Source organism: Paenibacillus sp. UMB4589-SE434 (assembly GCF_030226685.1).
Taxonomy (GTDB): domain Bacteria; phylum Bacillota; class Bacilli; order Paenibacillales; family Paenibacillaceae; genus Paenibacillus_B.
This window is the reverse complement of the sequence record NZ_JASOYK010000003.1, coordinates 547,222-569,112: the sequence shown is the minus strand read 5'-3', so window position 1 is coordinate 569,112 and position 21,891 is coordinate 547,222. Positions and strand designations below refer to the sequence as shown.

Sequence of the window (21,891 nt, the reverse complement as noted above, 5' to 3'; positions counted from 1 at the left end):
TTGTTTAAAATCAGTGAGTTTTCCAGACTAAGCAAGGTCTCTTTAAAAACACTGCGTTATTATGACCAGATTGGCATCCTAAAACCGAGAAAGGTGGATCACGATACGGGCTACCGTTACTATTCCGCAGATCAGCTTCTTGAGCTCAACCGTATCTTAATCTATAAAGAATTGGGTTTCACATTGCCACAAATTACACAGTTGCTCCACGAGGATATTACATTGGAGAATATTCAAGGGATGTTTAAGCTGAAAAGAAGCGAGATCCAGCAAATCATCGATGCGGAACAAGCCAAACTCCTCAGGATTGAGGAGCGTATGCAGCTTATAGAAAAAGAGGGACAGGTTGAAACAGGGCAAGAAATTAGAGTCAAAACAGAAGATGCCAAACAGTTTCTTTTTCAGAAAGCACGCGGGAGAGAAGAGGACATTCCAGACCTATTTCGTACATTTAATCAGTTATTAACAAAGGAAATTCGCCAATTGACTCAAGGTCCGCAGGTTGTTTTGTGGAAAGAAATAGACGGAAATGAGGAAGAGTTTGAGTTTGAAGTCGGTTATTTTTTAACCTGTGAGCTGCTATTAATTCCAGACCTATTTCAGCTGCGGACTCTTCCACCTGAGCCGATGATGGCCACTATGGCTTTTCGTTCAAATTCTAGCTTTGCTTGTACAGCCTGTGTTCATTTAGCTAAATGGATTGAGAAAAATAACTATCAGATCAAGGAAAACGAATCTGGAAGGGAAATATATTTACCATTATCTCCAGAACAAGATGCACAATTCATAGAAATACAAATTCCAATTATAAATAGATAACTAGAGAAGGAGTGGAGTGAAGTGAAAAATAAAGGGATCATCTATGTCCTGGCACTGGCTGTTTTTCTAATCGGAACTATTGAATACATTATTACAGGAATCATTGAAATGATCGCTTTGGACTTGGGAGTATCTACTTCCGAAGCCGGGTTACTGGTAACTGTGTTTGCTCTTGCAGCGGCCATAATCGCTCCGATTTTGATTGCATTAACGATAAATGCAGATCGCAAGAAGCTACTGATGGCCACCCTTATTGTGTTTATTGCCAGCAACGGACTTATGTTTGTAGATCTTGCTTACGAAACAGTACTATGGGTACGAATTATTCAAGGGGCTAGTGGAGGAATCACAACCGTAGTAGCCATGGCAGTAGCGACACGACTCGTTGAAAAAGAAAAAAGGGGCAATGCCATCGGTATCATTTTGATGGGGCTTAGCAGTTCGCTAGTGCTCGGTGTTCCCATCGGCACATTTTTTAGTGAGATGTTTGGATGGAGATTTCTATTTATTTTAATCGGTTTATTAAGTGTTCTTCCATTACTTATTATCTATAAAAAGGTTCCGGCAATCAAAGAAGAAGAAAAGGTTACCCTCAGAATGCAGCTCTCCATTTTAAGGAATCCAAAAATTCTGACTGCCTTGGTTATTACTTTATTTTATATCGGCGGCTATTCTACACTGTTCACTTATATAACGCCTTTCTTGCAAGCCACATCCTCTCTTTCCATAACCGAAATTAGCGGTGTTCTATTCCTGGCGGGAATTTGCAGCTTTGTCGGATCAAAAGTGGGCGGACAATTGGCAGATGCAAAGGGATCGAAATTTACAATTTGTCTCGGGCTCCTGTTACAAGGGACGACTCTTCTTTTATTCGCTCTAGCAGGTGTCCATTTCTTTGTATTAATTTTAGTGTTAATGATTTTTATGTTAGCAACGTGGAGTATTTCCCCTGCCCAGCAATTATATCTGGTTACGCTAGCGCCTCGAAATCCGGACATTGCCCTTAGCATAAATACTTCGTTCATCCAATTTGGTTTTGCACTGGGATCAGGATTAGGCGGGCTTGTCATCAGTCGTACATCTGTCCTGTATTTGAATTGGCTGGGTTTTGCTGCTGTAAGCATAGCTTTACTTCTTGCCATCTTGCTATTTAAAAAAATCAGCATTAGGACTGGAACCCCTATTGCTACTAAATAAATATGAAATGGACTGTACTAGGGTGAAACTAAATTTATATTCCGTCTTTTTTAAGTGGGGCAATCATATATTCCTCATCCCTTAGCGTGAGCTTAAAAAATAAGAAATCATTTGACATGAATAAAAATCACATTTATATTTTAATAAATAACTAGTAACCTATGTATTTATTATTTTATGTTTTTCAAAGGAGTGATTGTTCATGTCTCAGTCCCAAATTCAATCTCAACCCGCTGCACCTCCGATTCCTGCGCCTCTTCCAGCTTCAACGGAAGCAGGCAGCTATTGGACTAAAATGTCTACTGCTGCACGGTCACCACTTAAAGTATCCCTGCGCTCGTCGGCTATTGGGTTTGCCGGCGGGCTCATCTCGATCTTGTTACTCGCTTCTCTAAGCAGTTGGACCTCAACACTGTGGATAATGGCTCCCTTCGGTGCCAGTGCTGTCCTGGCCTTTGGACTTTGGGATGCGCCTTTATCGCAGCCCCGCAACATTATCGGCGGGCATTTGATCTCCACTTGTATCGGCTTATGTGTGTATCATTTATTTGGGTCAAGTCCGATGACGCTTGCACTTGGTGTTGGCGTTGCTATCGGTGCCATGATGCTCACCAAGACGACTCATCCCCCAGCAGGTGCCGATCCGATTGTCGTTATCACAGCTGGCTGCAGTTGGTCATATCTAGTCAGCCCCGTGCTGATCGGCTCACTCCTTATCGTCCTGCTCGCCCTGCTAATCAATAATCTGGAACCCGGAAGACGCTACCCGACGTTCTGGTATTAACCTTTGAGCAAGAGGCTACAGCTTCTTTCGTTGCTTCAGCCTCTTGATGCTGGCTAGCACAACTTCGTCGATCTGTTCTGTATTAAGCGGTTCATCTTTCTGTTCATCTTTCTTTTGCTCTTCCTCCGCTTTCTCTTGATTAGCCTTGATAAGGGAAGCAAGTGCAATAATACTGCCAAAGGCTCCTAGGTAACCTGCAATTAAGGCAAGATCGTCGGATGTCAGCTCATATTTATTATTGGTGATGTTCTCCGCCATATCGGAGAGTTGGGATTGCGCCAGAAGTGGATTACTGACGGATATCCCTCTGTTACTCTTCCTGCAGCGTTTCGCCATAGTCCCATCCCTCCCCTTTATAGGAGTCCATATCTGCCTAACTGTAGCATATGAACATTTAGGTGGCAGTGTCAGGGCGAGCGCCTATCTCAATAGCAAAAAGCCTACCTGTCTTCAAGACAGGTAGGCTTAACTTTACACAAATTGTACTTTGTACAGCTTATTTTGAGTTCCTTTTATTGCTCCGGTGCCCGCATCGTTAATCCGACTCTACCCTTTTTAAGATCCACACTAAGTACCCATACCGTTACGTTATCTCCCACAGATACAACATCCAACGGATGTTTAACGAAGCGGCCACTTAGTTGTGAAATATGAACCAGTCCGTCATTTTTAATCCCAATGTCTACAAACGCACCAAAGTCGATCACATTACGAACCGTTCCTTGCAACTCCATGCCCGGTTTTAAGTCTTCGATCTGCAGCACATCCGTACGGAAGATTGGCGGCGCAAGTTCTTCGCGCGGATCACGCCCTGGACGGAGCAAGCTGTCCACAATGTCCTTTAATGTCGGAATGCCTACGCCAAGCTGATCAGCAAGAACCGCAGCATCTGCTTGAGCAAGCTTATCCGTCAATTCTTTTGTTCCGATTGCACTGTCCATTACGCCAAGCTGCTTAAAGAGTTGCGCAACTACCTTATACGATTCCGGATGAATCGGTGTGCTGTCGAGCGTATTCATCCCATCCGTAATCCGCATAAAACCGATACACTGCTCGTACGCTTTTGGCCCTAAGCGAGGGACTTTCTGCAAAAGTCGGCGTTCTGTAAACTTGCCGTTTTCCTCTCGATACTTGACAATATTTTTGGCCAAAGTTGTATTTATTCCTGAAACGTAAGATAGCAGCGATGGTGACGCGGTATTCACATCCACACCAACATGGTTTACGGCCGATTCCACAACCGCGCCCAAGCTTTCTTCAAGCCGCTTAGGTGCCACATCATGTTGGTATTGTCCTACGCCGATCGCTTTTGGATCAATCTTAACAAGCTCAGCCAGCGGATCTTGCATCCGGCGTGCGATCGAAGCCGCACTTCGCTCTGCAACATCCAGATCCGGGAATTCCTCTTGTGCTAGCTTGGAAGCCGAGTATACACTCGCTCCGGCCTCATTAACAATGACATACTGCAGCAGCTCGCCTTTCTCCGCTTTACGTTTGCTGATCCAATCGGCCACAAATTGCTCTGTCTCACGCGATGCGGTGCCATTCCCAATAACGACTAACTCCACATCGTAACGATCAGCCAGTTCTGTAAAGGTACGTTCCGCTTCCTTTACCTTGTGATGCGGCGCCGTCGGATAAGTGACCGCCACCTGCAGCAGCTTGCCCGTATCATCAACCACTGCCAGCTTACAGCCCGTACGAAAAGCCGGATCGACACCAAGCACTGTCTTCCCCTTAACCGGAGGCTGTAAAAGCAGGCTGCGCAAATTGCTCGCAAATACTTGAATCGCCTGTTCTTCTGCTTTCTCCGTCAGTTCATTGCGCACATCGCGTTCTATAGACGGCGCAATTAGGCGCTTGTAAGCATCCTCTGCCGTCGTGATTAGCAAATTACGAACGATAGATGCCCCACGAATCGTCTTGCGTTCCATATAAGCCGCTATTTTCTCAGTTGGCACATCGAGGCCGACTTTTAATATGTCCTCTCGTTCGCCGCGATTAATGGCCAGAATGCGGTGTGATGGCAAGCGTTTCACAGGCTCCTGATAGGCATAATACATTTCGTATACGGTCTCTTGCTCTTTATCCTTCGCTTCCGTACGCAAAATGCCTTGATCAAACGTATATTGGCGGACCCATTTACGTATATCAGGGTCGTCTCCGATCATTTCTGCAATAATATCAAGCGCTCCCTGAAGTGCTTGTTCATGACTTTCGACACCTTTGTCAGCATCAACATAGTTTGCTGCCTCTGCCTCTACACTACCAGTCTTCGGTTCAGTCAGTATCCAGCTCGCAAGCGGCTCCAGACCGCGCTCCTTAGCAACGCTTGCCCGTGTCTTCCGCTTCTGGCGATAAGGACGATACAAGTCCTCTACTTCTTGCAGCTTGATTGACTTCACGATAGATTGCTGCAGCTCATCCGTAAGCTTATCCTGCTCGTCGATCAGACGCAGCACTTCCCGCTTACGTTCCTCTAATCCACGCAAATACCCAAGTCGTTCTTCGATAGCACGAAGCTGGTTTTCGTCAAGCTCACCTGTCATTTCTTTGCGGTAACGAGCAATAAATGGAATTGTATTTCCTTCGTCCAACAGCTCGATGGTACGTTGAACTTGTCCCTTCCCAAGAGACAATTCAGCCATGAGCTGCTTAAGCAAACGTTCTGGTTCGCTTGCTTTCATCTGTTCAATCGACGCATCCAACGCCTTGTATTCTTTCGTTTCATCACGTACGGTCATGTATAAACTTCCTTTCCATACCTGTTCGTGTAACCCTTTACAAGCTTATCCCTTATTGTCGCAAAAATTAACTATAAAATCCACTCTTTATGTATTGTCAGCTTCTCCAGAACTTTAACACTTGCAAATGGCTCGATGTCCATACTGCAGCTACACATTTCTTCTACCTCTCTGCTTTGATTTAGGCAGTGAACAGGTACGGATATTAAAGAATAAAAAAAACCACGATAGGAAACACATCTGAAAACTTTATTAAGGGTTAGTCTTCTGTAGTATATTGGCACTCATTGTCTGTCCATCTCTGACCAGATCTCAAACCACATCAGTTATACTTTGTGTCGGATGCATATGCAGCGTCAACAATGCAGAGTAGAGCAATACTCCTATATGGATGATCACGTACGCACTTCTACCTATAGATACAAAGAGAAGGGATCGGCTCGACGCGCCAATCCCTTCTCTAACTAATGTACCTACTAGAAATCAATTAAGCCGATGCTAATCTGCAGCGCATCGTCCACCTTACGCATCGTCTCTTCGTCAAGATGCGTAATCTTGTCTGTCAGACGCTGCTTGTCAATCGTACGGATCTGTTCCAGCAAAATGACCGAATCCCGATCAAAGCCATGAGTAGCCGCATCAATCTCCACATGGGTCGGAAGCTTCGCCTTCTGTATCTGTGCAGTAATTGCGGCTACAATAACAGTCGGGCTGAAGCGGTTGCCAATATCATTCTGAATGACAAGGACGGGACGTACCCCTCCTTGCTCCGAACCAACGACGGGTGACAAATCGGCAAAAAAAACGTCGCCGCGCTTTACGATCAATGTCTACACCCCGCTAACTAAACGGCCAAGCGTGCCATCTGCATCTTCTTCCGCATAGAACGCCTCGGATGCCATCGTCAAATTAATCTTGGCCATTTCCATATAGCCTCGCTGCATTGATTCACGAATATGACGCTTCTTGCGTTCATTCAAATACAATTTCATCGCTTGTCGAATAAATTCACTACGATTAGAATTCTCCATAGCAACAATGCCGTCCACTTCCTGCAACAATTGGTCGGGCAAGCTGATCATAATCCTTTTGGTGTTCTGAATGTTGGCCACCTGTCCTCGCACCCCCAAAACCTTTCCTACCTAGTAACCATTATGTCAATCCATAGAAAATTTATACAAAAGCATATATATGCCTCATGCAGATCAAGTATGTTGATCTAGGAGCAAATTCCATGCAATACGAAATATTTCGCAACCCTACTCTGTATTCGAGCCCAACTGCCGAAATTCCTTCCCGTTAGCATGATCAATTTCATGTAAATTTAGGAACCTGCTAACATGATGAGCAGTCTGACGCATCCGATGATGAGTGCCATAGAGGGTTCACAACAAGATCTGGCGCATTTGCACTCACATACACACGTGGAATACGATGTGCTAACATACAGGCTACCTCATAATGAATCGTATTCAACTTATCAGCAACTTCATCTATTAAAATATGCTGACTTCCTTGCGCCCCGATCAGGACCACTTCTTCACCGGTCTGTATCTTCGCCGCATCTTCACCAAGTGCTGAAAGCGACAACATACATTGATCCATACAAATGGTGCCAACGACAGGTACTCTTTTGCCGCGTATGAGCACTTCCGCCTTGCCTGTCAATAAGCGAGAATAACCATCGGCATAGCCAACAGGAATAGTTGCAATCCATTCGCCTGCTTGCGCATGGTAGCGCGCCCCATAGCTTATAGCTTCACCTGCTTCAACCTTCTTGACATGTATAACCCGGGTCTTTAATGCAAGTACTGGCTGAAGATCGATAATCTGATGGTTGACCTCGGCAGAAGGGTACAAGCCATATAAACTAACCCCGATACGCACCATGTTATGTGCATATTGCGGTGTATCAATGGCTCCTGCACTATTGCTTGCATGTATGACAGGGGGCAGCAGTCCTGCTTGCGCCAACGCTTCTAAGACCGCTTGAAAACGTTGATGCTGCATCGTTGTGTATGATTTATCCGTTTCGTCGGCACAAGCAAAGTGGGTAAATACCCCCTCCACTTCTACGCCATCAATCGCCGACAAACGTGTCATAAACGCCACCGCATCTTCCGGTGTACGTAATCCGAGTCTACCCATGCCGGAGTCAATCTTAACATGGACTTTCAATCGCCGTCCACCAAATGACGCACTTAATGCAGGACTAACATTTTCCAGTTCTTCAAGAACCTCCTGCGAGAACACATTTAATGTTATGTTATGGCAAAACGCCGTCGGAATCCCTTCCGGCGGCGTGTAGCCTAGTATGAGGATCGGCATCACAACGCCAGAATGCCGCAGTTGAATGGCTTCATCAAAAAACGCTGTATTCAAATAATCTGCGCCAGCCTGCTCGGCCACTCGCGCAACTTCAATTGCACCGTGACCGTAGGCGTTGGCCTTCACACATAAGCTTAACTTCACCTCGTGCGGATGTGCCTCTCGAAACGCTTTAATGTTATGACGCAGTGCATCTACGCTAATTTCTGCCCGCGTCGGACGATAGTACGTTTCCATATCAGTCACCTTCTTCACTCTCATCTCACTCCGTATCAATCCGTTAACAAACTTATGTTAATGCCCAACAGGGTGACTGTCAACGAACAACACAGAAATAAGAAATGGAAGTTAAAGAGATGAATGCATTACATTTTTTATTTTCCAGGCTGATCTACCAAGGATTGCGCGACTTTTACCATCTCATTCTGTGGAAGGTCACTGGACGTCAAGCGGTACTTCACGCCCTCAAACATCCAGGTGAGCGACTTCTGCTCATCACCAGTCAACTGTCCTAGCGTAAAGCCAAGATCAATACCGTGACCCCATATGACACCTACTTCTACATCCTTGGGACGAGATTCCATCAAGGTATACGTATACGTGCCTGAATAACGGATCAGCACGGCATGGTTGTCACTATTTGGTACTTCCAGACTCTCTTTAATCGCAACCCCGTCAGGTGCATAGGAAGGTGTGATAATACCAAAAGGACCCATGGCTAAGTTCGGCTCTCCTTCCGGACCGGAGCCGGTTTCCTTCTTCGGTTCAACTGCTACCGACTTATCGCCGTCCTTCGTGCCTTCGCCTGCCGCTACCGGCTTATCGCCATCCTTCGTGCCTTCGCCTGCCGCTACCGGCTTATCGCCGTCCTTCGTGCCTTCGCCTGCCGCTACTGGCTTATCGCCGTCCTTCGTGCCCTCGCCTACTGCTACTGGCTTCTCGCCGTCCTTCGTGCCTTCGCCTGCTGCTACCGGCTTATCGCCGTCCTTCGTGCCCTCGCCTGCTGCTACCGGCTGCTGAGCACCTTCTTTAGCTGCATCTGTAATGACCGGCAGCGGATCAATATTAGCGCTGGCTGTCATGTTAGCCTGCATATCAAAAGCTTCCTTGTCAAATTTCTTGTCGAAGTTGAATTGATCAAATTGCATTTCAACAACAACACGCGCCTCAGCATCCGTAACCTGAACCTGTTTAGGCTTATAATCACCTTTGTTCAGCCATATCTTCTGCTTCACCAGCGAATCGGTCTGATAGTTGGCCGCCACCTCAAACACATAACTTTCACCTTCCGTAGCAAATTGACGTGTATTATCTGCCAAAATGCTATGGATCAACGTCTGATACAAGTAAACCTGTCCTTGGTTATCCGGCCAATCGCTTTGGAAACGGAAGCTCTTCTTCAAACTCGGTGTAAGAACAAATACGCCTTCATCATTACGAAGCACAATTTGCTTAATATCCTTCTTCGGGTTCGTCAGCTCAATTCGATAATAAGTAGGATCTTGATACTTCACCTCTACTTTGTACTGAAGCGGCTGTTGCCCGGAGTGGAGCGTCATTGTACCTATGCCTTCATAACTTTGCAACTTGCTCATCTTCTGGTCCAATTCTTTGACCACGGCGGACGCGTCCTTCTGACCGCATCCGGCCAATAGAAGCGTAACACTCATCACGATGGCCAATACCCATGTGATCCGACGCATGAGATCATCCCCTCTGACATGTAAATTCGACGCCTGCAGCGGCATAATTACCGGCTTGGCTTCATCACTGATAACATGTCTATGTGGGTACTTGGCCAATTATGCAGACTAGCCTGACAAGCGTGACAAGTTTAGCAAAGGGTTCCCTTTTTTAAAACGATAGAAGGAATACATACAACAATTTATAAACTCCCCCACTTCTTTAGCCATTTTAATATCAACCACTTAGCTCATCCCCCCTCTTATCGTATCGTCTTCACTGGGTATGCAGATGCGCTATTGGCAGCCTCCTCGTATTTCCAAGAGGTTTTGGCACCTCGTTCAATACCACTTAGCAACTTTGTACGAGTGTTGATACTTGTTGAAAGCTGACTGTAGGAACAATTATTTTTGGCGAGCATCTCGTCCGCACGAACACAGCGCAGACCTTTGGCGCGAATGTCCTCCAACAAATAGGGAAGCCCAGTCAGCATTTGGCCCGGAGCCCCTTCATCTGCTCCCAAAGTACTCCCGCAATCGTGCAGCAGTATAATAGAGCCTGGCTGTACTTGCTCAGCTATGTAACGTTTCCATCGTGTTACATCCGCTTGCAGCTTCCAATCTCGCCCCATTACGGACCAGAGTACAACCTGGTACGACTTGCGAAGCAAGAACAAATCACCTAGGTTAAGCAGTCCCCAAGGCGGGCGATAGAACGCAGGGCGCTCACCAGTGATCTGCTCCACGATGGCAGCAGAACGTTCAATATGCTGGCGCCTCACACAAAAAGGAGTCATGATCCAATTCGATTTGTGCGAGTAATTATGAATGCCAATCTGATGTCCTTCCATGTGCATACGCTTAATTAGCTCCGGGTACAATTCCGCTCGACTGCCCAATACAAAAAATGTTGCCTTAACTCCATGCTCCTTTAGCATATCAAGCAATCTAGGAGTGTAGTAAGGGTCGGGACCGTCGTCAAATGTCAACGCGACATTCCTCTGATGCTTGCCCTGAATAGCTGCGCCAATACCGCATATTCTCGTTATCACAAATGGAACCAGCATATAAATACACAGTAACGTTAAACACACGAGTAATATAAACGTCAGCATGGAACACCTACTTTACCATGCTTCTCCAATAAAGACTGCTTGGTCATCATTAGCATCATCGGCACAAGCTTTTCTGTATTTTGCGAGACACGCTGCTTTCCTTCTGGATGAAGCATTCTCAGCAGACAGCGAAGATAATAAGTAGAAATAAACGTAAACAGCTTGGAAGGCAGTGGGTGAAGTTCAAACCCTAATCCGCGAATAATTCCGCGATGCAGCAATGTAATTCCCGTTAGTGCCGATACATTCGCAAGCTCCGGTCTGTTTTCCATCGCATCGCTGATCTGTTGAATCGCTGTACGCAGCATTCTTGCTGTTCTTATGGCTGCTCGGTCAGAGCCAATAGAGCGTGACATTTCCAGTACTTGTTTGTTATCTAAATGAATTTCACCGACCCAATCTCCAGATCGTATCCATTCACCATTGCTGCACTGAATGTTAGTCCCATGATATTTTTTCACCACAAGCTTACATATGCCATATCTGGTAACAGATACACTCCTCATCCGAGTGATTTGGTCAAACATGGATTCCCACAACATCCATCCCCATTGTGATCCATTTCTGATAGCTCTCCTGATGACACTCAATACATTCACCGCTTTCTATATGTGCCTAACTTCCTAACGTTCAAATGAACGGTTTGAGAACATAAACTTGCTCCAGATCTCGTTCCTGCCCAGCCCACTGTAATTACGAGGATACAGACAAGAAGTAGTCTAACGATTCTTATCTAACGTCTATTTGACGATTGCATGCGCATAAACCCTTACAGGTACTTATTTTCTATTTGCAATCAAGCCCAACCCGCTCACTACACTGAGAACAATGGCAACTCCAAGCGCCACCAGCGTTCCCTTGGCACCCGAAATAGAATAAATTACTCCGTCAATCAACATAGCAGCAACACTTATAATAAATGTCCATCTCAGCACCTGTTTTGATTTAACCACTCGTACCATCTCTCTTTCGTTTAACTGTTTCTTCCTCTGTTCTACTTTAAGGAACAATCTTTTCTTTTTTGTTTCTTATTTCTTACAAAACCCTTACGTTTACAATTAAGGCCTGCTTCTTCTGATAAACAGGGTTCAAACCAAAATAAGCCGTCATCTCTTCCAATCAGAAGAGACAACGGCTTATTTCACTAAGAGGCTGGATCAGATTTCTGTCGATACAACAATCGTGACACGACGATCCCAGCAGCGCCAAGACCGATAAATAATACAGCCCTGACCGCCACGGATACGCCAGGCATATCCACAAATATAATTTTAACTAACGTTAAAAATAAAAATAGCAGACCTGCTAGCCTTACTCTGCGTTTGTTAAATGTTACACCTATAATAATGACTGTAATTGCATACACGATCCACACGCCAGATAAAACAAGGTGGCGCAAATCATAGGTATAAGTCATCATTACCGTTTCTGTTAGCTGTGTAATAAAATATAGAATCAAAAGCGCTTCCGCCCACATCAACCCTTGTACAAATGGCAGTAGACCACGCGGTTCCTGACGCTTCCTTATGAATTGATACAGTAAAGGTATAATCGTCAGCAATACGATCCAAGACAACGACTCTGGCGACAACACGGCCATAATCGGATCTTGCATCAATCCAACTGCACCAAACAGCAAGATCATAGCGCCCATGATCTGCTGGAACCTGCTGCGCACGTAAACACCCATTACAAATGCAATCGCACCTTCTGCTATTACGGCAGCTGCCGCATAGTCGGCCTGCACGATATGCAGCAGCCACAGCAGCCAGCCTAGTGTAGCAATCGCTATATAAGCAACTGCGGAGCGCTTAGGGCTGTGCACCCAGATGGCCGTAAACGTATACAAGATGGACCACGCAGCAAGTATAGCCGGGTACACCATACTCGAGTTATGCGCATAAATCACAAAGAGCCACATGGCCATAAGCACAAACCCGGCAAATAGCGTTCTGCTTTGCACAAATCGCTGGCGATAAGTCAGCCATAAAGAAACTAGGAAAAATACAGCGTGCTGCACCACGACAGCCAGCATAAACACATAACGGCTATCGTCAAAGTAGCCTGATACATAAGCGAAAAAAAGGGGTACATGCAGCATGCCAACCGCTAATGATGCAGCTATACGAAATTGGAAGGCAACTGATATAAGCAATAAAATTATGGATAATATAGTCTCGTACCCTGCGAATCCCCATGGATTTGGTGAAGCCGAAACCACAAGAAAAGGAACCAGATACCCTGACAGCATCATCGTAATGATCAAAGTCTGAGAGCGATAACGTGTGGCAGTCCATACCCCAATACCAATGGATAACACATACAAAAGGAAAGCAGCAGTCGATGGGATAAGGCCGTACAGCATATGTGCGGCAAATAGCGACAACACCAGAATCACGTTCGCACCACCCAACAGCACCTGCCCAAGTCCAACACGCCCACTCCGCATTTGTCCCAGACCCAAGATATACATCGCCACAGCTGCTACAATACCTAACGCGCAGCGAATCGGCTCTGTAATAATCCCGGCGGAAACTGCAGCCATGAACCCCCACAGCACACCTAGCAGCAACACCACAATAAATATTCTGGGCAGCCATACTCTGGCAAGCAGATGTTCCCAATCTGTGTCCCGCTTCGGCTTCTCTATTGGCTTATGTGGGAGCGATGTGGTTTGTCCTGCTGTTTTAGAATCTGACATCGTCAAAAGTAAGCCAACATTTTCAACGTGGTCAGGCTGTTTTGACTGCATATCTGGTACAGCACCACGAAGCAGCTCCAATTCTTGTTCCAGGTGCCTGACCTTGGATTCCAGACGCTCGATTCTTTTTTCTACATCCATATGAATCCCCCTTTATAAAGGAATTGCTTGACGTACAGCCCTTCGGCGATATGCTGCTGTGCTGTATGGGTGTATTATAACAAAATTTTTAAAATGAAAGAGCAGTCTGCTCCTACATATTAGGAACAAACTGCTCAGCACACGTTACATCTATCCATCTTTTTTCATCATTAGAGTATATGATGGCCCTATTACTTAGACGAATTCTCGTCTGCCGTTACAATAACAATTTCAGCATTTGTTATGCCCGGCAGCGATTTTGTCATTATTGGAGAATGATAAGCTACAATTTTCATGCCCGCTTTTAATTGAATGTCTCCGCCAAGTACAGGGATGACTGTCGTCTCTTTGGAGATGTTCAAGATAACATCGTTATCCGTCGATTGATCAGAACCAACATTTACATATACTTGTCCTTCACCAGCACGATCTGTAGCTATGATTGTACCTTCCACTTTCTTCGTTTCTGCCGTTTTAACCACGATGGACTCTGCATGTGTTTGCGCCGGATAGATGGCAGCAAGCACCTCGCCATAACGGGCTTCCACACGAACGTCAGCCTTCAATGCTTCTTTAGTTAATGGCTTTCCGTCTTCGCTCACAATACGAGTATTCTCATCTATGCTTAGGATGACATAGTTCACGCCGCCCTTTTCCAGAGGCTTGCCGATTACGGTCAGCTTGCCATCCGTAACATTCGTAATGATACCGGCTGTTCCCGGAGCATCTGCCTGAACATCTGTTGTATCAACCATGACGTAATTTGTTGTCGATTGAGGCGGCAAACTCATTGCAACCGCTGGACCGTAAAAGGCCTTAACGGTCATGCCCGGTTGAATATCACCAGCCTTGATCGCTTTACCATCCTGATCCAAGAGCTGCGCTTTATCTGCAAAGTGTAGAACGATCGTTTCCATATTCATATTGTAGAGATCTGCCCCTTTAACGACGATCCCATTCTCGCGCACTTCTGTTACTTTGCCCAAGATAGCCGCAAAGCTATGATCTTGAACGACCAGTGTCAAAGCGGTTCCACGTGTACTGTCCGTACCGTTTGCTGTATAAAATGCCTTTACGACCTTTTTCTCATCGATAATCGTTTTTAGAGGTACTGTTTTTCCTTTGGAATCGATAATCTTCGTATTTTTGGTGAGGGATAATACCATTTCACTTTGATCTGTGGCAGCAAGGCCACGACCTGTTACTGTAATAAATTTACCTGTATGATCATTCACAAAATCGGTGATGAATCCCATTGTACCTGGAACTGCTTTCTGTTGTTGGACTGTGGAATCACTCTTAACAGGTACTCCGTTCTGCGCACTTGCCGCTAACGGCATGGCTGCTATCGCCAGTATAGTTGCGGTTGTCAACACTTTGTACATTTTGTTCATTTGTCATTCCTCCATTGGTGTGTCTAAGGTTAGAGCTTTCGCAATTTAATGTTGTTGATCTTGCTGAGCATCCTGTTGTTCAAATCCCTAGACGGTACGTTTCTGAAAAATGTTTCACAAGTAAATCATGAAGTATTTCCCAAACAACCACGCAAGATGGAATAATCACATGCCAGCTCAAGAAAAATGTAGATTCTATTCCGATCTTGAATATGTTCACTTCTACCATTTTGACCGTGCCATTAAGGATGGATATGCCATGCCTGCATAACCCCTTAAGAAATCCCACCTAACATCCTAATTTTCACGCATTGTTCCTGTATGTCTGTGCACGGATAATAAAGATATATTTGAACTAAGGGGGAACTACACAATGGCAAAGCCACTTCAGTTTCTGCTCCTCACGCTTGCCTTAATCTTAACGCTAGGCTTGACGGCTTGCGGCGGTAGTACTACGAATTCATCTCCGACAGACAGCAAAGGAACAACTTCGGGTGGAGCAACCACTGATCAGCCCAAGCAGAGCACACAAGAACAAGTGACGATTACGTTCCAGAACATCTATCCTGATCCGAACACGCCCTCCTACAAAATGATGATGAAAATTGTAAGCGATTTCGAAACAGCAAACCCAAACATCAAAATTGAACTTGATTCTTTAAATACGGATCAGCAGAAACTGAAATTAAAAACACAAGCTGCATCCAAAGAAGTTCCTGACATTACGATCGTAAACCCCAACGAACAAATGAAGCCCTTCGTGGATGCCGGACTGCTGGCTCCACTTAATGACATACTGGATCAGAACGGCCTTAAGGATACGTTTCTAACTGGTATTCTGGACTATTACACCTTTGATCAAAACGTATATGCGCTGCCGGACGGAAACAATACCGCAGTCGTGTATTACAACAAGGACATGTTCGCTCAAGCAGGTGTTGAGGTGCCAACAACGTTTGAAGCTATGATTGACGTCGTAAAAAAATTAAAAGCGGCAGGCATTCAACCGATGGTTATCGGGGAAAAAGATTCGTGGACCGGCTCCTTTTTGTTCATGAACATCCTGCTGCGCACGAATGGAGGCCCCGGCTTCCTACAAGATGTTCTGGACAAAAAACGTACGTTTAACGATCCGGCCTTTGAAGAAGCTGTTAATAAGTTTCAGGATCTTGTACAGGCAGGCGCTTTTCAAGATGGCGCGACTTCTTTTGATTACAATGCAGGCGAGAACTTGTTTAAATCCGGGAAGGCCGCCATGTACTTTATGGGTACTTGGGCAACTGGTGGGATCGATGATTCGTCTGTTGCGGGCAAGATTGGCGCCTTTAAGTTCCCTACTGTTGGTGGGAAAGGGAACGTCGATGAATACATGCTCGCCCCTGGAAGCGCCTTTGCCATTTCTGCAAATAGCAAACATTTAAAAGAATCAAAAGCATTTTTGAATTATTTCATGGTGAACTATCCCAAAGTTAATTTTGATCTGAAAAATGCAGTTGGCCTTGCCCAAAAAGTTGATGGCGACTTTAAAGCAGCTGGTTATTCGGATCTGGCAATGGATTTGCTTAAGCTGACGGAAAATGTGAAAGGCGGTGACCTCGCCTTTGATAATATGATTAATCCAGGCACAGCCCAGGTCCACTTGACGAGTATCCAGAACTTATTTGTACAGAAGAAGGATGCAAAGGAAGTCGCTGCCGAGCATCAAGCAGCTTTTGCAGCGAACAGCCAATAAGGACGAAGGACCACACAATGTGAGAGGGAGCATACCGTTCCCTTTCACATTTTTTATCGCTGTTCCTGTTTTTCAATCAGCCTTTTTAACACTTAACCACCTATTCAATTTTACTAGACACTTATGTTCAAGGAGGCTTCAACTATGAATGTGTTAAAAGTTCCGGCCAGGACCATCGCTGTCTTCGTACTCCCTTGTCTCCTGCTCTACACAGCGCTTGTGTTTGTCCCGATTCTTGTCTCTGTTTATACCGGAACACTTGACTGGAATGGCATTAACGAGGCTGCATTTGTGGGCCTCGATAACTTTAAGGCGCTGTTTACTAGCGATACGGTCTTCTGGCCGTCCGTCAAGCGCACATTGCTGTTTGCCGTCTTCTCTATGGCTGAGATCCCCGTTGCATTATGTATTGCCATCTTGTTATGCCGTTACTTAAAGCGCCCTAACTTTCTCGTCTCCAGCTACTTCCTGCCTGTTATTTTATCTGTCGTTATTATCGGTCAACTGTGGAAAACGATATATGATCCCGCTTCAATGGGCGGGATGCTGAATCAGATTCTAATCACGTTTGGTCTGGAGACGTGGACCAAGTCCTGGCTCACCGATCCTGAGGTTGCGATGATTGCACTGTACTTTGTTGCACTGTGGCAGTATCTAGGCTACCATGTGCTGATCCAATTTACGGGTGTCACCAGTATCCCGAGCGAAATCTATGAAGCGGCACAAATTGATGGTGCCGAAGGATTGACAGCTGATCGCCATATTACGTTTCCATTAATGATTCCAGTATTTAAAATCTCCATCATATTGGCCTTTATTGGCTCCCTGCAGGCATTTGACATGATTATGGTCATGACCGGGGGAGGACCTGCACACGCGACAGATGTCATCTCTACGCATATGTACAACATGTCTTTCTTATCGATGAAATATGGATATGGCAGCGCGATCGCCGTATTCCTCGTGCTGTTGTGCCTCATCTCAACTATGCTCATTAATGCGTTGTTCCGCACATTGGAAAAACGACATTCTTAACTCGTCAGGAGAGAGATGTATGAACAATCAATTGCGAATGGAAGCGGTCAAACCGCTTACGATCAAGAACAAGTCACGCTGGTCCTGGAAAAAGGGACTTGTCATGACGCTGCTGTCCGTCTTGTTTGTCACGCAAGTATATCCACTGCTCTGGCTGCTCCTTTATTCGTTAAAGACCAACGAAGAAATTTTGTCGGGCAGCTTCTTCTCGCTGCCCGCTGTTGTCCAATGGCATAACTATGCGGATGCCATGCAGGGCGGGAAATACTTTAAATACTTGTGGAACAGCGTCATGGTTACTTCCGTCACGATGGCTGCTGTCATCGTACTAAGTGCCATGGTCGCATATGCCATCTCACGCTTCCGCTGGCGTTACGGGCAGGCCGTGATGACTGTGTTCCTTGTCGGTATGATGATCCCGCTCCAGTCTACCCTGCTGCCGCTGATGGTCATTTTCAAACATATCGGCATTCTGAATACACATCTATCGCTCATTCTGCCTTACATTGCTTTCTCTACGCCAATTGCTGTCTTTATATTAAGCGGCTTTATGAAATCGATCCCGCATGAATTGGAGGAATCCGCAGTCATGGATGGAGCTAGCGTCTATCGCACTTTCCGTACTATTATTCTTCCGATCTCACTGCCGCCAGTTATGACCGTATGTATATTAACGTTTATTTCAATCTGGAATGAATACATTTTGGCGGCCACCTTTATCTCATCCGAGCGGTTAAAGACGCTGCCGTTTGGCATTTACAGCTTCGTTAGTCAATACTCCGTCAACTATGGCGCGATCGGTGCTTTTCTAGTATTGGGTGCACTGCCCGTGATCCTCATTTACTTTTTATTGTCGGAGCGAATTACAAAAGGAATGGTAGCAGGAGCCGTTAAAGGATGAGACGCCGCGTACGTCGAATACAAGTGTGGAAAGGTGTCCATTTGTTATCCTGAAAGGGGTTCATCGTTATGGCACGCGGCTTCCGCACCATTCACGGCCGATTGTTTATCTTATTATTTATTAGCATGATGAGTCTGCTGCTCATCGTGTCGGTGCTCTATTACAAGCGTGCAACCGACTTGTTCCATACAAAGATCAGCAGTATCGCAGAGAAAAGTGTATCCCAGACCGTCAACTATTATGACCTGCTTCTGAAAGGCTACGACAGCTTAACCAAATCGATTACCGGAAACCTGGATATTCAGCGTCTCATAGCCGATACCCGTGTCACGGATTCGGCGCTGCGCATGATTAATACCCGTACCATTACCAATCTACTCGGAGCAATCTACTATTCCCGCAAAGACATCATCGGCATTCATGTAATGTCGTATACCGGCTCTTTCTACAGCTATGAAAATTACATTAATGCAATTGATCAAAGTTATGCGTCAAGCCCATGGTACCGCCAGCTCAAGCAGTCTAACGGAGAATTGATCTGGTTGGGCGTATACGACCAATCTATTATTGACCGGATGGAGACCAGATCGGTATTTGCTTTTGGACGTCAAATGTACGACCTAACCCAACATAAGCCAATAGGCATTGTATTAATCGAGATGGACTCGGCCCCCATTATGTCCGCGCTGGATAATTTAAGACTAAGCGCGAATAGCGACGTCACGATTTTAGCTAGAGACGGTGTCGTTGTAGCCTCCACCAAAGGCAGCTCTACATCCAAATCAGATCCAACTGCAATGGATCGGGGGCTGGCTCCGTCTAATTCTTATGCCAAGCTGGCCAACTTGCTGCTTTCACGTGATGTACTTGTGAATCAACAAATGGACTACATGCTCGTCGCCGCCAAGCCTACAATGGCCGATTGGATCGTGTATAGCGAAACACCTGAGAAGGATCTGAATGTTGAGCTGGATCAGACGAAAAATTATTTATTGCTTGTTATTTCAATTTTGATCGTGGTGGCAATGGCTCTGGCTATTTTTGTTTCGCGCACGATATCCTCCCCCTTAAAACGCCTCATCCATGAGATGCGTCGTGTAGAAAGAGGACATTTCAAAGGTGAACTGCAAGTACAGTCCTATGAAGAAATTAATATTTTAGTATCTTCCTTTAATCAAATGGTCAATCAGATGGATGAGCTGATTGAGCGGGTGAAAGTCTCTTCTATCAGCGAGAAGAACGCGCAGCTTCAAGCGCTCCAGTCCCAAGTGAACCCACATTTTCTATATAACACACTGGATATGATCTACTGGATGCTGGACGAGAAAGAAAATGATAGGTTGGGCAGTGTCGTGCTATCCCTTTCCCATCTGTTCCGTTACAGCAGCAACTGGGAGGATTCTTCCCAAGTTACCTTGCGCGAGGAACTGGAGCAAATGCGTCATTATTTAACGATAATCGCATCTCGCTTAGAGGGAAGGCTGAGTCTGCGCATCCATATAGATGAGCAGTATTTAGATGCTCCACTGCCTAAGATGACGCTCCAGCCCATTATTGAAAATGCGGTCAAATATGGGCTGGAGCCTTTACCAGTGGAAGGCAAATTGAACGTGTACTGTCAAGCTTCAGACCAGGCGCTGTATATTATCATTCAAGATAACGGAATTGGTATCGTGGCAAATCGTCTAACCGAGCTGCAAGAAGCTCTTCGTCAAGTCACGCTCCAAGCGGTGAAGCCTGACACGGAGCCGGCAGCAGCAATTGCAATGGAACGCAAAGGCCGAAAAGGGGTTGGACTGCTTAACGTTCATCGCAGACTCGTCCTTATGTATGGGGAGAACTTCGGTATCCAACTAGATAGCACGGAAGAGAAAGGCACCACAATCAGGCTCTCGATGCCGCTTCCATCCGGTTCCGCGGAACACGTATTACCTTCGACAAAAAGGCCTTGATTCATGCTTGGGAGACATCATCTTGTAAGGAGAGCCGCCTATGAACATTTTGATTGTGGACGATGAAAAGGTCATTCGAGAGGGAATGGTTCGGACCATCCAACAGCACGCTCCCTCCTTTCGCTTATTCATCGCAGCTTCACCTGAAGAAGCTGTTCAGGTGCTTCGCTCGCACTCGATTGACTTGGTGATGACGGATATCTTGATGCCGGGTATGACTGGCTTGGAGCTCATGAAGCTGTTTTTTGAACGGACTCCCCGTATGAAGTGGGTAGTGATTTCTGCCCACTCAGAATTCGCATACGCGCAGGAGGCCATTCGGCTAGGGGCCAAAGATTACTTGCTCAAGCCGATTGGCAAAGAGCGAATAATCGCGGTTATAGACAGACTCCATGGCGAATGGCAAAATGAAACAGCTTTGTCTTTAGATGCTGCCGAGTTAAAATCGAGCTTAAAGTATTTACGCGAGGCCATCTTTCAACGTTGGGCCTCAGGTCTTGATATCGGCTGCTTTGATATGCGCCCCCTTATACAGCGCCATGCTGCATTCCATCTTCTGATGGTGAACCTAAATAGTGATCGTAGTACACATGTAGAACATTTTATGGTTGAGAACGTTTTATCGGAATTAATCGATCAGCATGGACACGGCTTTGTTGTCAGCTTTGATAAACAGAACTTGCTGGGACTTGTTACGTTACACTCAGCATGTGATATGCTGAATCTGACGGAATCCATCAAGGCTCAGCTGAAACGGATCGTAAAGGTCCCGTATCAAGTGCTACCTTCTGCTCAGATGTCTGACTTTGGATTAATACCTGAGCAATTAAGGAAGCTAAGATTGACTGCTTCCGCGCAAGTCTATGAGCCAAAGGAATGGGGCGGTGAACGTGCAATCGAGCTTGCGGTACAGTACATGAAAGCTCATTTTCACGAAGACTTATCCTTGGAACGGATGGCTGCCTACGTTTACCTGAACCCAGTCTATTTCAGTCAGCTATTCAAACAGAAGGCTGGGCAAGGCTTTAAAGACTACTTGATCAGTCTTCGTATGGATCAAGCCAAGCTGCTGTTGTCCAGCACAGGACTAAGACTCGCAGATATCGCAGCTCGCATCGGGTATCAGGATATACGGCATTTCGCTCAGCTTTTCCGCAGAAAGTTCGAGATGACACCGACGGAATACCGACAGCAGCGTGAGCAGCCACAAATCAATATTCATAATACAATAACGGATCAATAGGTGAATTTGTATTTTCAAACGCACTAAACGCACTAAACGCACTAAACCCACTAAACCTTAATAAGATAAGATACTAGACAAACCAAGTAACAACCCTTCTGCAAGATTAAGAACTTAAGATAT

The 21,891-nt window shown here is 45.7% G+C and carries 19 protein-coding genes; 8 read left to right on the top strand and 11 right to left on the bottom strand.

Annotated features, from left to right (window positions below; genetic code table 11):
• From QP775_RS15240 to QP775_RS15230, 3 genes are all read left to right on the top strand, one after another.
• Entirely contained in the window at positions 1–819 is an 819-nt protein-coding gene (locus QP775_RS15240; protein WP_285107242.1) for a MerR family transcriptional regulator, read from the top strand.
• A gap of 21 nt (positions 820–840) precedes the next feature.
• Positions 841–2,016 (top strand): MFS transporter, encoded by a 1,176-nt coding sequence (locus QP775_RS15235; protein WP_285107240.1) that lies wholly within the window; start codon positions 841–843, stop codon positions 2,014–2,016.
• Positions 2,017–2,311: 295 nt separating this feature from the next.
• Positions 2,312–2,800, top strand: coding sequence for an HPP family protein (locus QP775_RS15230; protein ID WP_239330675.1), 489 nt, complete (start codon positions 2,312–2,314; stop codon positions 2,798–2,800).
• Between the two features lie 15 nt (positions 2,801–2,815).
• On the opposite strand, the gene QP775_RS15225 is transcribed toward QP775_RS15230, so the two are convergent.
• The 11 genes from QP775_RS15225 to QP775_RS15175 all read right to left on the bottom strand — a co-directional run bounded on the left by QP775_RS15225 (position 2,816) and on the right by QP775_RS15175 (position 14,905).
• Complete coding sequence (locus tag QP775_RS15225) at positions 2,816–3,136, bottom strand: hypothetical protein (RefSeq protein ID WP_239329922.1); 321 nt, start codon at positions 3,134–3,136, stop codon at positions 2,816–2,818.
• Between the two features lie 176 nt (positions 3,137–3,312).
• Positions 3,313–5,544: a Tex family protein gene (locus QP775_RS15220; RefSeq protein ID WP_239329924.1), complete on the bottom strand. Its 2,232-nt coding sequence runs from the start codon at positions 5,542–5,544 to the stop codon at positions 3,313–3,315.
• Positions 5,545–6,020: 476 nt separating this feature from the next.
• Positions 6,021–6,371: a type II toxin-antitoxin system PemK/MazF family toxin gene (locus tag QP775_RS15215; RefSeq protein WP_028545886.1), complete on the bottom strand. Its 351-nt coding sequence runs from the start codon at positions 6,369–6,371 to the stop codon at positions 6,021–6,023.
• Between the two features lie 3 nt (positions 6,372–6,374).
• Positions 6,375–6,656, bottom strand: a complete 282-nt coding sequence (locus tag QP775_RS15210) for a CopG family ribbon-helix-helix protein (protein WP_028545885.1) — start codon at positions 6,654–6,656, stop codon at positions 6,375–6,377.
• 223 nt (positions 6,657–6,879) lie between these two features.
• A complete protein-coding gene (alr, locus tag QP775_RS15205) occupies positions 6,880–8,109 on the bottom strand; it encodes an alanine racemase (protein ID WP_239330677.1) in 1,230 nt (409 codons plus the stop codon).
• 137 nt (positions 8,110–8,246) lie between these two features.
• Positions 8,247–9,575 carry a DUF4367 domain-containing protein gene (locus QP775_RS15200; RefSeq protein ID WP_285107232.1) on the bottom strand — a complete coding sequence of 443 codons (1,329 nt, stop codon included), beginning with the start codon at positions 9,573–9,575 and terminating at the stop codon, positions 8,247–8,249.
• A gap of 242 nt (positions 9,576–9,817) precedes the next feature.
• Positions 9,818–10,606 carry a polysaccharide deacetylase family protein gene (locus tag QP775_RS15195; RefSeq protein WP_350338974.1) on the bottom strand — a complete coding sequence of 263 codons (789 nt, stop codon included), beginning with the start codon at positions 10,604–10,606 and terminating at the stop codon, positions 9,818–9,820.
• A gap of 56 nt (positions 10,607–10,662) precedes the next feature.
• Complete coding sequence (locus QP775_RS15190) at positions 10,663–11,268, bottom strand: YkoP family protein (protein WP_481857273.1); 606 nt, start codon at positions 11,266–11,268, stop codon at positions 10,663–10,665.
• Between the two features lie 180 nt (positions 11,269–11,448).
• Positions 11,449–11,631 (bottom strand): hypothetical protein, encoded by a 183-nt coding sequence (locus QP775_RS15185; protein WP_285107226.1) that lies wholly within the window; start codon positions 11,629–11,631, stop codon positions 11,449–11,451.
• 182 nt (positions 11,632–11,813) lie between these two features.
• Positions 11,814–13,511: a DUF2339 domain-containing protein gene (locus QP775_RS15180; RefSeq protein WP_285107224.1), complete on the bottom strand. Its 1,698-nt coding sequence runs from the start codon at positions 13,509–13,511 to the stop codon at positions 11,814–11,816.
• Between the two features lie 191 nt (positions 13,512–13,702).
• The gene (locus QP775_RS15175; protein WP_285107222.1) at positions 13,703–14,905 is read right to left on the bottom strand and encodes a peptidase; all 1,203 of its coding nucleotides are present in this window, start codon (positions 14,903–14,905) and stop codon (positions 13,703–13,705) included.
• Positions 14,906–15,278: 373 nt separating this feature from the next.
• Between QP775_RS15175 and QP775_RS15170 the strand changes: the two genes are divergently transcribed.
• The 5 genes from QP775_RS15170 to QP775_RS15150 all read left to right on the top strand — a co-directional run bounded on the left by QP775_RS15170 (position 15,279) and on the right by QP775_RS15150 (position 21,768).
• Entirely contained in the window at positions 15,279–16,637 is a 1,359-nt protein-coding gene (locus tag QP775_RS15170) for an extracellular solute-binding protein (protein ID WP_285107220.1), read from the top strand.
• Between the two features lie 144 nt (positions 16,638–16,781).
• A complete protein-coding gene (locus QP775_RS15165; RefSeq protein WP_239329941.1) occupies positions 16,782–17,672 on the top strand; it encodes a carbohydrate ABC transporter permease in 891 nt (296 codons plus the stop codon).
• A 103-nt stretch (positions 17,673–17,775) separates the two neighbouring features.
• A complete protein-coding gene (locus QP775_RS15160) occupies positions 17,776–18,573 on the top strand; it encodes a carbohydrate ABC transporter permease (RefSeq protein ID WP_285107300.1) in 798 nt (265 codons plus the stop codon).
• A gap of 68 nt (positions 18,574–18,641) precedes the next feature.
• Complete coding sequence (locus QP775_RS15155) at positions 18,642–20,525, top strand: cache domain-containing sensor histidine kinase (RefSeq protein WP_285107218.1); 1,884 nt, start codon at positions 18,642–18,644, stop codon at positions 20,523–20,525.
• Between the two features lie 40 nt (positions 20,526–20,565).
• Complete coding sequence (locus QP775_RS15150; protein ID WP_285107216.1) at positions 20,566–21,768, top strand: response regulator; 1,203 nt, start codon at positions 20,566–20,568, stop codon at positions 21,766–21,768.
• Positions 21,769–21,891 lie beyond the last annotated feature (123 nt).